General features: G+C 37.8%; 12 protein-coding genes, 1 tRNA gene and 1 pseudogene. 7 read left to right on the plus strand and 7 right to left on the minus strand.

Annotated elements, in window-relative coordinates:
• Positions 1-206: 206 nt before the first annotated feature.
• The 3 genes and pseudogenes from AC5YCE_RS05230 to AC5YCE_RS05240 all read left to right on the plus strand — a co-directional run.
• Positions 207-967 (plus strand): annotated as a pseudogene (locus AC5YCE_RS05230) (IS5 family transposase); the annotation flags it as partial.
• Positions 968-1341: 374 nt separating this feature from the next.
• Complete coding sequence (locus tag AC5YCE_RS05235) at positions 1342-1515, plus strand: hypothetical protein (RefSeq protein WP_496171311.1); 174 nt, start codon at positions 1342-1344, stop codon at positions 1513-1515.
• A gap of 248 nt (positions 1516-1763) precedes the next feature.
• A tRNA-Thr gene (locus tag AC5YCE_RS05240) sits at positions 1764-1839 on the plus strand.
• A gap of 177 nt (positions 1840-2016) precedes the next feature.
• Here AC5YCE_RS05240 and AC5YCE_RS05245 read toward each other — a convergent pair.
• The 3 genes from AC5YCE_RS05245 to AC5YCE_RS05255 all read right to left on the minus strand — a co-directional run bounded on the left by AC5YCE_RS05245 (position 2017) and on the right by AC5YCE_RS05255 (position 5791).
• Complete coding sequence (locus tag AC5YCE_RS05245) at positions 2017-2874, minus strand: SAM-dependent methyltransferase (protein ID WP_496171312.1); 858 nt, start codon at positions 2872-2874, stop codon at positions 2017-2019.
• 47 nt (positions 2875-2921) lie between these two features.
• Complete coding sequence (locus AC5YCE_RS05250; protein WP_496171313.1) at positions 2922-4220, minus strand: FAD-dependent oxidoreductase; 1299 nt, start codon at positions 4218-4220, stop codon at positions 2922-2924.
• Between the two features lie 701 nt (positions 4221-4921).
• Complete coding sequence (locus tag AC5YCE_RS05255) at positions 4922-5791, minus strand: pirin family protein (protein ID WP_496171314.1); 870 nt, start codon at positions 5789-5791, stop codon at positions 4922-4924.
• Between the two features lie 317 nt (positions 5792-6108).
• Between AC5YCE_RS05255 and ycaC the strand changes: the two genes are divergently transcribed.
• Together ycaC and AC5YCE_RS05265 are read left to right on the plus strand one after the other, a co-directional pair.
• Positions 6109-6735: an isochorismate family cysteine hydrolase YcaC gene (gene ycaC / locus AC5YCE_RS05260; protein ID WP_496171315.1), complete on the plus strand. Its 627-nt coding sequence runs from the start codon at positions 6109-6111 to the stop codon at positions 6733-6735.
• Positions 6736-6831: 96 nt separating this feature from the next.
• Complete coding sequence (locus AC5YCE_RS05265; protein WP_496171316.1) at positions 6832-7755, plus strand: LysR substrate-binding domain-containing protein; 924 nt, start codon at positions 6832-6834, stop codon at positions 7753-7755.
• 127 nt (positions 7756-7882) lie between these two features.
• Here the strand turns inward: AC5YCE_RS05265 and ahpC are convergent, their stop codons facing one another.
• The 4 genes from ahpC to AC5YCE_RS05285 form a co-directional block, all read right to left on the minus strand.
• On the minus strand, positions 7883-8446 hold the full coding sequence (gene ahpC / locus AC5YCE_RS05270) for an alkyl hydroperoxide reductase subunit C (protein WP_496171317.1): 564 nt from the start codon (positions 8444-8446) through the stop codon (positions 7883-7885).
• A 275-nt stretch (positions 8447-8721) separates the two neighbouring features.
• Complete coding sequence (ssb, locus tag AC5YCE_RS05275) at positions 8722-9312, minus strand: single-stranded DNA-binding protein (protein WP_496171318.1); 591 nt, start codon at positions 9310-9312, stop codon at positions 8722-8724.
• 52 nt (positions 9313-9364) lie between these two features.
• Positions 9365-10729: an MFS transporter gene (locus AC5YCE_RS05280; protein WP_496171319.1), complete on the minus strand. Its 1365-nt coding sequence runs from the start codon at positions 10727-10729 to the stop codon at positions 9365-9367.
• Positions 10730-10916: 187 nt separating this feature from the next.
• Positions 10917-12002, minus strand: coding sequence for a DUF475 domain-containing protein (locus AC5YCE_RS05285; RefSeq protein WP_496127086.1), 1086 nt, complete (start codon positions 12000-12002; stop codon positions 10917-10919).
• Positions 12003-12219: 217 nt separating this feature from the next.
• Here AC5YCE_RS05285 and tenA point away from each other — a divergent pair, with 217 nt between their 5' ends.
• Both tenA and AC5YCE_RS05295 read left to right on the plus strand, forming a co-directional pair.
• Entirely contained in the window at positions 12220-12888 is a 669-nt protein-coding gene (gene tenA, locus AC5YCE_RS05290; RefSeq protein WP_496171320.1) for a thiaminase II, read from the plus strand.
• 327 nt (positions 12889-13215) lie between these two features.
• Positions 13216-13590, plus strand: coding sequence for a hypothetical protein (locus tag AC5YCE_RS05295; RefSeq protein ID WP_496127088.1), 375 nt, complete (start codon positions 13216-13218; stop codon positions 13588-13590).
• The last annotated feature ends 113 nt before the right edge of the window (positions 13591-13703 follow it).

Raw genomic sequence — 13703 nt, forward strand, 5'->3', positions numbered from 1 at the left:
TAATATAAATTGAATTATCTTTCCTTATCTTGAACATAAAATTAACGGTAGTGCATGAATATGACGTGATAAAAATAATAAGTTATTGATATTAAAATATATAAATGAATTATTACACGTTGGTTTTTAGCACTACTATATGTTTTTGGCATGATCCTAAATCTTAGTGTTTTTTCTATTGTAGCTCATATTGGATTTTTAGCTATAGAAGGCAAAAGCATATTGATATTGCGATTAGCTATCAAAAAAGTCGTGATGGACTTCCTTGCGCAGTACACTGCGTATCACGGACTCTACTGGTTTGAAGTTTCTAGGTGAAGGCGAATGGAAGTGTAAGAAACATGGGCCTGAATATCGTCGCCAGTGGCGTAAACTTCATATTGCTATAGATGCTGAAACCCTTCAAGTATGTGCTGTACAACTCACCACAAATAATGTCAGTGATTCACAAGTACTCGAAGATTTACTTGCTCAAATTCCACTGGATGAGCAGAGTCATTCAGTCTATACAGATGGTGCTTATGACACAAAGCACTGCCGACAAGTCATTTTAAATCGAGATGCACATGCGACCATTCCACCAAGAAAGAATCCAAAACCATGGAAAGATCAGCAAGCGAGGTCTATAGCCAGATGTGAGTTGTACACTACATTTCAAAAATAAATATTTTTATATTTATCAATGAAATATTATTTACAACATTGTAGTGTAAGGAGTAGCTTTGGCTATATAGAGCGGAATGAGTTATTGAAAACAGTCAAACGGTTAGGAAGATCCCTTTGGAAAAAGTGGTCTGGTTATCATCGTCGAAGTTGGGTGGAAACCAAGATGCATTGCATCAAATTATTGGGCGATACATTAATATCAAAGAGTTTCCCTAGTCAGGTGAACGAGATTCATGCAGGCGTAGCAGTACTCAACAGATTTACAGAATTAGGTCGCCCTCATACCCAAGTTGTCACTTAAATTTGGCTCACTTAGGTTAGCTCTGCCTTTCAAGCCCTTGTGCAACACAGCCATTGAATCTTATTTAAAATCGAAAGCATCGAGTAAACTCTCCATACCATCAGCCCAGATACATTTAAACCACAATTGGCACTCTAATGCTTAAGATTGCATTAATTTAGGCTAAACAATGATCCATTTTTTTAAGATTTCATACATAATATGGTGATTTTTATTAATATAAATGAACAGTATAAATTTTAATAAAATTAATAATTATCAATATCTTAAAAAGTAAATGTAATTTTATCTCTCTATTTGTTTATTTTTTGTTTACAACACAAATCAACTTCTGCAATAATAATGCATACCAAGTCACATTAAGAGTATTTAGCGTGAATAAATTACCTTTATTAGCATCTGTAATTATGATGACATTGACCTCTGCTACATTTGCAGGAACTCAAGTGAAATACGAAACACATTATACGATTGAGAAATCAACACAAGTTGAGCATTTAAAAATTTCTCAACCCAATATGGATCGTGTCGAATTTGAAAATGCTTAATAGATTGAAAGTCATTTTATTTTAAGTACAACCAAGAACAATAAATATCGATGATTCAACCAAATACAAGAGTCGATATAAAACAATTAAATAGAATAAAAAAGTTTTTTTGAGTAATCGCTAACCAAAAAGATGCAACAAAGTACAATTGAGCGAATGAATAATAACAATAAATAAGAAAGTGAATTAAGTGATCGTTTTTTGGCTTGCGTTTTGTCAGAAATTCGCTATTATTCACACACAACGTTGCCGGCATAGCTCAGTTGGTAGAGCAACTGACTTGTAATCAGTAGGTCCACAGTTCGAATCCGTGTGCCGGCACCATTTTAAACTTAGCCTCGCTTTTTAGTGAGGCTTTGTTGTTTCTACAGCTCTAATTTTTAAAGTACTGCAAAAAATATTTAATAACAATAATCCCTGAATCCACTTCAATAGTTCATAAGCTCATTCATAAAATAGATTTTGTACTTCTATCTTTTTCTACACTTCTATCCTTTAAAATTAATCGCATTTTGTTGCACTAATCTGAACGTAGTCCACCCATCCATCTTTATAAAGTTTTTGACACAGTTTGGCAGTCATTTCAATTTTAAAACGATCTAAATGCCCTTTTTGTATGTTGAATGATTCAGATAATTGACGTTGTTGAATGTAATCTGCAAACCCTTTCAATACCCATTGACTCATATTTTCGATTTGAATGTTTTCAAAGCCCTGCTCTGTTAAAGCTTTTTCAATACCTTGATGATCCATCAGGTCTGATAAATTGACATCCGCACATTTAAGTAAAGCTTTCAGTTTTAATTTTTGAAATACCGAAATGCTCTGAAATTTTTCAGACAGCATTAAGCTATGAAAGCCTATTCGTGCTTTTGAATTTAAAACGCCACTTACCGACTTTAAGAATGAATTTAAATTACAGTGATATGCTGCATCTATACATAAAACCACATCAAATTTAAATTCAAAATGATTGGCTTTTAAATTTAAAAACGAACCCTGTTGGATACGTTGAAGTTGAATACCTTGAATTTGTTTTAATTTTTGTTGAATGTTATCCACACATACAGCTTGTAGTTCGACTGCTTCGATGTGTTGAACGCTGAAATGCGCATGCCACAGTATAAAACTCGCACCTTTTCCACAGCCTAAATCTAGGATTTTATCGTTTGAATTTAAATGAACGGCTGTCGCCAAGTGTAATGCCAGCTGGCGACAGGCTTGTGGATAAGAATCATCAGGATGATTCCAATACCCTAAATTACTCCAAGCAAATTCATGATGATCCCCCAACATCGCTGCATTAATTGCATACTTATGTTGAGTTTGTTTAGATCGATTTACTCGAAGCCATTTCATATTCATTACCCCAGTGAATTAACCATTGAGTCACAACAATGAATTGTTTAATAACCCAGCTCTGGTGCAACCTCAACTGTAGGTTTTAATCCAACAAACGGCAATGGTGCATTGAAAATTTCACCAATATGCATTGCTGAAGTCACGGCAGATTCTAAAATAGGCAAGCCATCGCAAGACCAAGAACCACAGTAAAATACTTTACGATCTTTATCTTTATGACGCTGTTGTAATTCACGATTAAGATTTAAGGTATTGGTATCGACCACTGCACGTGTCAAAGTCACCTTGGAAATCACTTTCTTAGGATCAATATCGATCACAGGATTCCATGTTTGGAATACAGGTGATTTACCTACTAAGCTTGGTTCAATCGAGTTCAACCACACAGAGAAATGCTGTTTGGTAAATTTACGGTCCATCATATAACTGAGGACTGACCAATCTTTACGGCGTACAGGCATCACGATTGGATCAGTATGAATCACTAATTCACCAGTAACGAATTTGAACTGTTTCAGAAGTTCAATATCTTGTGCAAATTGCGCTTTATTTAAAAACTCTTCAATCTTAGGTGTTGGTGTTGCAACGACGACGCGATCGAAACTTGCTGAGTCTCCATGCGCTGTTTCCACATAAACCTCATCACCACGTTCTTCAACTAAGGTAATCGGTGTATTACAACGAAGTTCAATCCCTTCAATCAGTTTTTCAACCAAGGCAGGCGTACCCCCTTGGATACGTAATAATGCATCACCGTCAGTCAATTGTCCCAAAAAAACCAATAATGGTTTTGCAGGCCACTCACCAATCGTTTTTGCATCACAGGTACAGATGGTATAAAGCACCGGCATCACAGCGCCATTCCAAAATACTTCTTCAATGTGATTTTGTGCCACAAACTCAGCAAGCGTGATATTTTGATTGTCTGATTTAAAAAATTGCTTAATGGCTGTTTTTAACTGCAACATGCCCTTCACCAAACGCCAACCGTACTGCTTTAGGCCTTTCTGGTTGTTGATAATCGGGAAATTACCAATACGTGTTCTTGATGTCGTCAGCCACGTTTCTATTTTGTCTTCAAACAACCAGCTACATGACATATAAGTACGAACAGGGAAAGTTTTAATCCCTAAATGGGCAGCTAAGCTTAAGGTGTTTTCCCAAAGCTTTGGATTCATGACACGTAAAGGTGAATCAATATTGCCACCTTCATAGTTTAAGCTATAGCTATCCATTCCACGGCCTGGGAGGGCTTCGAAAATAGTAATTTGATGTCCTGCATCTTTTAGAATTCTTGCAGTAGCGAGTCCCGCCATGCCACTTCCGATCACTGCGATCTTCAAAATGATTATCCGAGAGTTGAAAATTTTAAATATTATGCGTGAAGCCAATTCAAAATACGGTATTAAAAACTTCCAGATTTTCACTTTTAATTGATTAAAAATTAATCAAATTTACCTTTGTTAAAATTATTGTTGCTTTTTTAAACAAAACTAACTCTATAAAATATATAATTTTTTTATTAAAGATAAAAACTCTTTAAAAACAAAATAGATATTTTCACCAAAAACTAAAAAATGCAGTTTACAAGCCGAATCTAATCCATTATCATAAGCCCATAAAATGAGAACCATGTCACATTACTATAAAAATAACAGCGTGATAGAGGAAAAAATAAATAGAAATTACAGCGTAAGGACCTCCGTTATGTGGGATGGAGGTCCTTTATTTTTTTCTCATTTTTTGTCATGCCGCCAATCTATCTCTTGAATTGAGCTTATGATCAACATTAAAAATTTTTAGCAGCCACTCATATTTTAATATTGGCTGTAAATACCAAATCTTTTTTGAAGCATATCCATACAGCAAGGTTTTTTACTATTTTGTATTGAACGCTTTAGAATATTTATCCTGACATATAGTGACTTGACTAAATTATTTGATTGGCTTATCCCATTAAATATGAAATAGAAAGGCGGATCGAAATCCACCTTTTATCAATTTAGACATTAAATATAGACATATCCAACTCACCAATCCTAATTTATGCAGGGATTTGGCCAAATTTTCCTGCATTGAAATCATGGAAAGCTTGCACGATTTCATCTTTGGTATTCATCACAAATGGACCATGTCCTTGAATTGGCTCATTCAATGGCAAACCTGTTAATACTAAGAATTTAGCATCTTGAGTCGCTTCAAGTTGAATGGTTGGCTCATTGTCGCGGGCAAACATAACAATAGAACTATCCATCACCTTCTGTGTACCATTGAGTAGCATTTCACCCTCAAGCACAACCACCAATGTGTTGTGATCTACAGGAACATGGATATGCTCAACAAAACCTGCTTTGAGTGCGCCATCCCAAACATTTATTGGACTGTATGTACTTGCTGGACCTGTTTGATCAGCATGGCTACCTGCGATCACTCGAATGTGACCTGCATCATCCGCAAATTTCACAACAGGAATATCTTTCGATTCAATCCCCTGATAACTAGGTGCCGACATTTTATCTTTAGCGGGTAAATTCACCCAAAGCTGGACCATTTCAAATAGACCACCACGCTCCGCAAATTCAGGTGAATGAAACTCCTCATGCACGATACCAGATGCTGCAGTCATCCATTGCACATCACCTGTTTTAATCGTTCCACCGCCACCCGACGAGTCTTTATGCGTGACTTCACCTTGATAAGCAATGGTGACCGTTTCGAAACCACGATGTGGATGTGAACCCACACCATGCTGAGCAGTGGTCGGATTAAAGTGATAAGGGGCAGCATAATCTAACAATAAAAAAGGACTAATTGCCTGACCTAAACGGTCATAAGAAAATAGATTTTTCACTGGAAAGCCATCGCCAACCCAATGCATGTGTTGATTGCGGTATACACCAATAATTCTTTTCATCTCAAACTCCTATCTCTAGGACTAAACATGCAATGATTTTAGAATTTAAGTTCAGCATAAAAAAGGCTTATCTCAACATACAGCTTCTCAACAGTAAGACAATCTTCATTTTAGATAGATTGACTCGATGATTTCCCTATCAAGTTTATCAGCTTAACTAGATTGTCATATTTATAAGATTATTCTTCTCAGAATGTGTACTATTTTGAATCATGCTTAGCCATTAACATGAATCTCACATCGACATTGAAGCATGTTTTTTAACACTTAAATTCGCTTGATGACGTTCAAATTTACTTTGAGAGAGGAATAACAAAATGGGTAAACCTTACGTTCGTTTAGATAAAGACAATGCAGCAGTACTTTTGGTAGATCACCAAACAGGTCTACTTTCTTTGGTTCGTGATATTGATCCAGATAAATTTAAAAACAACGTTCTAGCACTTGCAGCGGCAGCTAAATATTTCAACTTACCAACAATCTTAACGACAAGCTTTGAAGACGGTCCAAATGGTCCATTGGTTCCTGAGCTTAAGGACATGTTCCCAAATGCACCCTACATTGCACGTCCAGGTCAAATCAATGCTTGGGATAACGAAGACTTCGTTAAAGCCGTTAAAGCAACAGGCAAAAAACAATTGATCATTGCGGGTGTAGTCACTGAGGTTTGTGTTGCATTCCCGACACTGTCTGCACTAGCAGAAGATTTCGACGTATTCGTAATTACTGATGCTTCTGGTACATTCAATGCATTAACACGTGATTCAGCTTGGGATCGTATGTCACAAGCTGGCGCTCAGTTGATGACTTGGTTCGGTGCATCTTGTGAATTACACCGCGATTGGCGTAATGATATCGAAGGTTTAGGTGCTTTATTTGGTCAGCATATTCCTGACTATAGCAACCTGATCCAAAGCTATCTCAAAAACACTGAAAAAAAATAATCTCATCTGTTTTTAAAAGGCGGCCTTGTAGGTCGCTTTTTTATTTTCCTATAAATGATATGATCAACTACAAATTAAGCCCTTTAGAGGTCATATATGCATTCTTTTGATGATTATTACTACTTCTATTTGGTGGTTAAATATGGTGGTTTTAGCGCTGCCAGTGATATTAGCAACATCACCAAATCTAAACTGAGTCGCCGTATTCTTGATCTTGAAGCGAAGTTTAATGTCACACTCATTCAACGTTCAACTCGACATTTTAAAGTGACTCCATTAGGTCAAGAGTTCTATGCAGAATGTAGCAAAATCATCGAACAGGCAGATCAAGCTCAAAATATACTACTTAAACAAAAAAATGAGCCTAAAGGTCTGATTAAACTCAGTTGTCCACCTGTCATGATGGAACATCAGATTCGCCCACTGTTGAATCAATTTCTAAAGGATCATCCACAGGTCGATGTCGAAATGGAGCTGACCAGTCGCCGTGTCGATGTTTTACATGATGATATTGATTTGGCGATTCGCACCAATTTTGGCGTCAATGAAGACTCAAGTATCATTGTGCGGGACGTGATTAAAACCACGCATTGTCTTGTGATCAGTCCAGAATTATTACAAGGTCGAACCATTGAACATGTGACTCAAATCAATGATTTTCCAACCATTGTTTTAGGTACACAAAAAACCCAGTATCACTGGCATTTGCATAATTTAGAACATCAAGATGAAATTAAAATTCTGCTCGAGCCTCGAATCAAAAGTAATGATCTAGCAGGTGTTTATTATGCGGTATTGGATGGCTTAGGCATTGCCGATCTGCCGTATTTAACCGTGAAGGCAGATATTGAAGCTGGTCGACTCATTCACTTACTGCCTGAATGGTGCTCTAATTTAGGCACAGTTCAATTGGTCTATGCTTCACGCAAAGGGCAACGTTTAGTGATGGAAAAACTGATTGAGCATTTAATTGAAGGTGTCCGTAGTTATGCACCAACGCATGAAGGCTATTTAATTTAGACAAGTCATGATTTAAATCTTATCAAAGATATAGCGATTAAAAAAACCCAGAACATTGTTCTGGGTTTTTCATTTCATTCAAAAATGATGCGATTAAATCAGATTGTTTAGCTTAAGGGTTAATCGCTTAGATTTTACCCACCAAATCAATTGAAGGAGCTAAAGTTGCTTCGCCTTCTTTCCATTTTGCAGGACATACTTCACCTGGGTGTGCATACACGTATTGGGCTGCTTTCACTTTACGAAGTAATTCAGAAGCATCACGACCAATACCACCAGCATTAATTTCAACGATTTGGATTTTACCTTCTGGATCAATCACAAATGTACCACGATCTGCCATACCGTCCGCTTCGATTAGAACTTCGAAGTTTTTAGCTAAAGTCCACGTTGGATCACCAATCATTGGGTATTGGATTTTACCAATCACGTCTGACGTATCGTGCCAAGCTTTATGGGTAAAGTGAGTATCTGTAGATACGCCATAGATCTCTACACCTAATTTTTGAAATTCAGCATAGTTATCCGCTAAATCACCTAACTCAGTCGGACATACAAATGTAAAATCTGCTGGATAGAAGAATACAACTGACCATTTACCTTTAAACTGTTGCTCTGAAACTTCAACGAAATCACCATTGTGGTAAGCAGTTGCATTAAAAGGTTTGATTTCAGTATTGATTAAACTCATGTGCTATTCCTCTGTTTCGTTCTAGGGAGTGCTTATCTGTGAAGCTAGAATACGAAAATAAATAACATCGGTAAAACAGGAGTTTTTTATAAAAGTGATCGCTTTTTTAGATTTAGTAATTCTATTAAATTTAATGTTGTCATCGAATTCTTAAATAAAATCTTTGCTTCAATATTGATAAAATGCAAAAAGCCTCTGTATTTACAGAGGCTTTAGATGATGATTTACCCGTTTAAAGGCGACTCACCACAGTAAAACTATGTCTTTAGAATGTGTCAGAATGGTAAGTCATCATCTAGATCTGCTGGCGCAGTTGCCATTGGCTTCGCAGGTTGTTGCTGAGATTTAGGTGATTGGAAACCTTGGTTCACATTGTTGCCATAGCCACCTTGAGGTACTGGGGTGTTGTTATAACCACCGCCCTGTTGACCACCGTAACCACCTTGATTCGATTGGTTATTATTGCTGGCATTATTGTTAAAGCGTGGTTGTTGATAACCACCTTCACCTTGGTTGTCGCTTTGTTGACGATTATTCGAATCAAGCATTTGCATTTGTTCGCCACGAATTTCTGTGGTGTAACGCTCTTGACCGCTTTGATCTGTCCATTGACGTGTACGCAATGAACCTTCGATATAAACTTTCGAACCTTTACGTAAATATTGCTGAGCAATTTCACCTAAACGGTTATGCAATACAATACGGTGCCATTCAGTTTGTTCTTTACGTTCACCGCTGGTTTTATCCGTCCAAGATTCACTTGTTGCGATTGAAAACTGAGTCAATGATCCACCATTTTGAAACGTTTTAGTTTCTGGATCTTTACCTAATGTACCAACTAAGATTACTTTATTTACGCCGCGCATTTGCTGTTATCTTCCTATGTCGATTCTATGTTTTACTTTATAAGAGTTGTCATTAAATGGCTACCTCTTTACCCAACAAGAGCGTTAAATCGTGTCGCGCTGCATCATCTATAAGCAATTTATCGACTTTAATATATGCAACTTGCTGCTCGGACATCACCACGACCTCTTCAATACCACGAATTGCCAATAATTGAGAAGTCCATTCATCCGTTTGTTTATGGTCTGGCAAACTAAAAATAACAGAAGATAAATAGCGTGGTTGAGACAAGCCAAAACTAATCAATAACCAGATAATCGCAATCCCCGTCAGAATGCTCCAACCGAGCGACGTATTGTTTAAAACCAGGAGTTGACCACCCAAAATACCACCACAGAATGCCCCTAAAAATTGTCCACTGGCATTGACTCCCATCGCTGTCGCTTTGGATTGAATCGGCGCTGCTTTGGATAACCAAGAAGGGAGTAACGCTTCCATCACGTTAAAGGCAATAAAGAATAACCCCAAGCCCAACAACAAGATATATTTGGATTCAAATCCAAAAATCATCACCAATAAGCCAGCGATAATGCCTGCAATGGCGGTCAAGAATATGCCCCGCATTTTGCGATATTTTTCAGCCAAAATAATGCTTGGAAAAGCAAAGAATAGACTGATCACCAGCAATGGTAAATACACCCAACCATGACTGGATAATGGAATATCTGCAAAGTTAATCAGCTGTGAAGGCACATAAATAAACATTGCAGTAAGCAGTAAATGCAGGGTAAATACCGAGACATGGAGTCGATTCAAATCCTTCATTTTCAAGACTTGTTTCAACTGTGTGAGATAGCCTTGTTGGAAGTTCTTATGGTGTCGTGTGGTTTTCGGCACCATAAACACCATACCAATCGCCAACAATCCCATCAGCGTGGTCACCCAAAACAATCCTGAAATGCCCATCACACCCGTTAACCAAGGCCCTAAACTAAACGCAATCACAAAGGATACGCCAATACTCATGCCCATGGTTGCCATGGCTTTCATGCGGTTTTCTTCGCGGGTGACATCAGCAAGTAGTGCCATCACTACCGCAGAAACTGCTCCACCCCCTGCGATGGCACGTCCAATAATCACGCCATAAATGGTTTCAGACATCGCTGCAATTGCACCACCCAAAGCGAATAACAATAATCCTAAAATGATTAAGGGCTTTCGACTAAAACGGTCGGCAATAAGGCTAAATGGAATCTGTAACAGCGCTTGGGTTAGACCATAGACCCCGACGGCCAAACCAATCAAAGCCGGGGTTGCATATTGATATGACTGCCCTGCAACTGAAAATACAGGTACGATCATGAACAGGCCCAACATTCGCAGTGCAAATATACTGCTCAATGCAAAAGTGGAACGGCGTTCTAAGGCATTCATCATATCTATAGCTTTCTAATCAAGGGCGAAGTTTGATGGTCTCATCATGGCATAAAGTGACTATATAAAGTCATGATCTAAAGAACACATCTGAAAATAAATAAGGGTGCAATTGCTTGCACCCTTATTTTAATCTAAATCTGCTGGAATTATTAACTCCATACAAATTTAATATTGAACCTAGCCTTGTCTAGCTAAGCTTAGCTTGTCTTTTCTTGTATTGGATCGAAGCAATAATCGCCCAAACAATGAAGGCAACACCGATCAAACCTGTCACCACTTCTGGCACATGTAGACCTGTACCACTTGCAATCATGATGAATGCAAGCGCACCAATCGCATAGTGAGCACCATGTTCAAGGTAGATATACGCATCCAATGTGCCTTTTTCCACCAAGTAGATCGTGATTGAACGTACAAAGATCGCACCAATCGCAAGACCCAACATGATCACAACCACATCAGAAGTAATCGCAAATGCACCAATTACACCATCAAAACTGAATGATGCATCAAGGACTTCAAGGTATAAGAAACCACCGATACCTGCTTTTACGACCCCTGCTGGCACACCATTGCTATCATGAGTGACAGCATTTCCATGCTCATCAATTTCAGGCTCGCCACCCAGTAAATGACTGAGAACTTGAACACCGATGTAAATCACGATACCCCAAATACCCGCCATCGTTACCACAAGGCGTTTTGCTTCATCCACATTTGCAGCCATGATAAGTAGCGCAACTAATGCGATGAATACTGAAAGTGCTGGAACACTCGCAAGATTTGCTAAACGACGTTCAATGAACTTGAACCAATGCGTATCTTTACCCTCATCCAAGAAGAAGTTTAAGAACACCATCAATAAGAATGCACCACCAAAAGCAGCAATTTCAGGATGATGATTCATTAAACGTGCTGAATATTCTTTTGGATCATTCAATGCCAGTTGGATGACTTCAACAAAGCCCATATCTGCGGTAACAGCAACGATGACAATAGGGAAAATCAAACGCATACCAAATACAGCAACCACGATACCCACGGTCAAAAAGAGCATTTTCCAAAAATGATCCCAATGACGCAGAACAGATGCATTCACAACAGCATTGTCAAATGATAACGAAATTTCCATTACAGCAAGAATGGCGGTAATCGTCAGTACCGTAAACATGGTCTTTAAACCTGCTTCTGGCCCATGGGTATAGCCCCAATAAGCAGACAAGGCAAGACACACGATCGTGAATACGATAGAGAAACCAAAATGTTTCCACATGAGAATTTGACCTTTAAGAATTGAAATTGACTAAAATTAAAACGCAATAAATCTATGTATTGTTTTATGGCGCAATTATGACCCTTTTTTGATTTCAAAACCAAAAAATCTTCGTATTGTTTTTGAATAGAAAAAATCTCTAAATTGAATTTATTTCTCTTCGTCGAGGACTGTTGCTATAGTTTTTCTCTTCAATGCACTTTATCTAGGATCAAGGATGAGTTTTTCTCAAGACGTTTGGCAACGTAATCTTTCTCTCTACCAAAAAACCTTAGCTCTTCCTTTTAACCAAGAGCTTGCCCAAGGCACTTTAAACACAGCTGCGTTTTGCCACTACGTCATTCAAGATGCACATTATTTACTGGCGTATGGTCGTGCACTTGCAGTCTGTTCTGCAAAAGCTTTCGATGCTGATGCAGTGATTCAATTTAGCCAAGGCGCTAAAGAAGCAATTATCGTTGAGCGTGAATTACATAATGGCTTTATGCATGAATTTGGCATTACCAAAGCTGATTTTGAAAATACGCCTTTAACTGCAGCTTGCCATCATTACACTTCTTTTTTAACCGCTACAGCTTGGTCTGAAAGTTATCCTGTGGTTTTGGCTTCACTGCTCCCGTGTTATTGGATTTATGCCGAAGTCGGCAAAGATATCGTTTCAAAATCAGTTCCCAACAATCCATTTCAAGCATGGATCGATACTTATTCTGGCGAACATTTTAATGAAGAAGTGCGTAAAGTCTTAGCCATCATTGATGCAGTTGCCGAAACTGCCGATGCTGAGACGATTGAAAAAATGCATCAGGCTTATACCAAAGGTGCTGAACTCGAATATTTATTTTGGGATAGCGCTTACCATCAACGACAATGGCTCAGCTTGGACTAACAGGATTGGATTAACAAAATAAAGAGATGCACTAAAATAAAGTGATTAATAAAACCTTGAGCTGAGATGCTTAAACAACACATGTGGCTAAGTAGAGCAGTCCTGCTTAGCCTTTTTTAAGTCTCATCAATCGACTGAGCCTAATTCGATATATAAATCTTTTAGAACGATTTCCTATACTTCCATCATTTGCCCTTCATCATTTTTTCATCCACTTCAATCCTTAAAAAAATAAGGCTAGACAGATAAAGAAAAATCCAACACAATTAATGATAACGATTATCATTATCGAATAATTAGATTTTTAATCATTAGTGAGGGCTTCTCATGCAACAACATACTTTAGGAACAGAGGCGATTCGTGCTTATTTTACGTTGCAATGCTGTTGGTTGAATAATGAAGAAATTTATTTAGAGAAAGGATGTTCGCATTGTGGCTCGGCTGCCACCTATTTACTTTATTTTACCCACCGACATATCCAAAAATTGATGTTGGATTTCATTGCCAAATTTCCATGCCTAACCTCACCCAAGGTCGAGTTTTATACCATCCCGCATTTTGAAAAAGAATATAACGACTTCTTACAAATCCTCGAAAAAGAAGTGAATTTCTATGCGCGTCAACATCATGACATTCCACGGCATTATGCATTTGAACAGATTGATTCTATTTTTGAGCGTAGCCATTTACATGCGTGCTAAGCAGTGAATCGAATGAGTCATGAATCACACACTTAAACGACAATCATTTTTCTACTTTTATAATTCTTATATATTTCCATTTACAGCCTAAAATTCTATTCAACACCCTTACG

This window comes from Acinetobacter sp. CY79, from assembly GCF_059515845.1.

Bases quoted from the DNA above. Each gene is read 5' to 3' on its own strand.
- AC5YCE_RS05285 (WP_496127086.1), bottom strand. From the start codon at position 12,002: ATGTGGAAACATTTTGGTTTCTCTATCGTATTCACGATCGTGTGTCTT.
- ahpC (WP_496171317.1), bottom strand. From the start codon at position 8,446: ATGAGTTTAATCAATACTGAAATCAAACCTTTTAATGCAACTGCTTAC.
- ssb (WP_496171318.1), bottom strand. From the start codon at position 9,312: ATGCGCGGCGTAAATAAAGTAATCTTAGTTGGTACATTAGGTAAAGAT.
- tenA (WP_496171320.1), top strand. From the start codon at position 12,220: ATGAGTTTTTCTCAAGACGTTTGGCAACGTAATCTTTCTCTCTACCAA.
- AC5YCE_RS05280 (WP_496171319.1), bottom strand. From the start codon at position 10,729: ATGATGAATGCCTTAGAACGCCGTTCCACTTTTGCATTGAGCAGTATA.
- AC5YCE_RS05245 (WP_496171312.1), bottom strand. From the start codon at position 2,874: ATGAAATGGCTTCGAGTAAATCGATCTAAACAAACTCAACATAAGTAT.
- AC5YCE_RS05255 (WP_496171314.1), bottom strand. From the start codon at position 5,791: ATGAAAAGAATTATTGGTGTATACCGCAATCAACACATGCATTGGGTT.
- AC5YCE_RS05295 (WP_496127088.1), top strand. From the start codon at position 13,216: ATGCAACAACATACTTTAGGAACAGAGGCGATTCGTGCTTATTTTACG.
- ycaC (WP_496171315.1), top strand. From the start codon at position 6,109: ATGGGTAAACCTTACGTTCGTTTAGATAAAGACAATGCAGCAGTACTT.
- AC5YCE_RS05265 (WP_496171316.1), top strand. From the start codon at position 6,832: ATGCATTCTTTTGATGATTATTACTACTTCTATTTGGTGGTTAAATAT.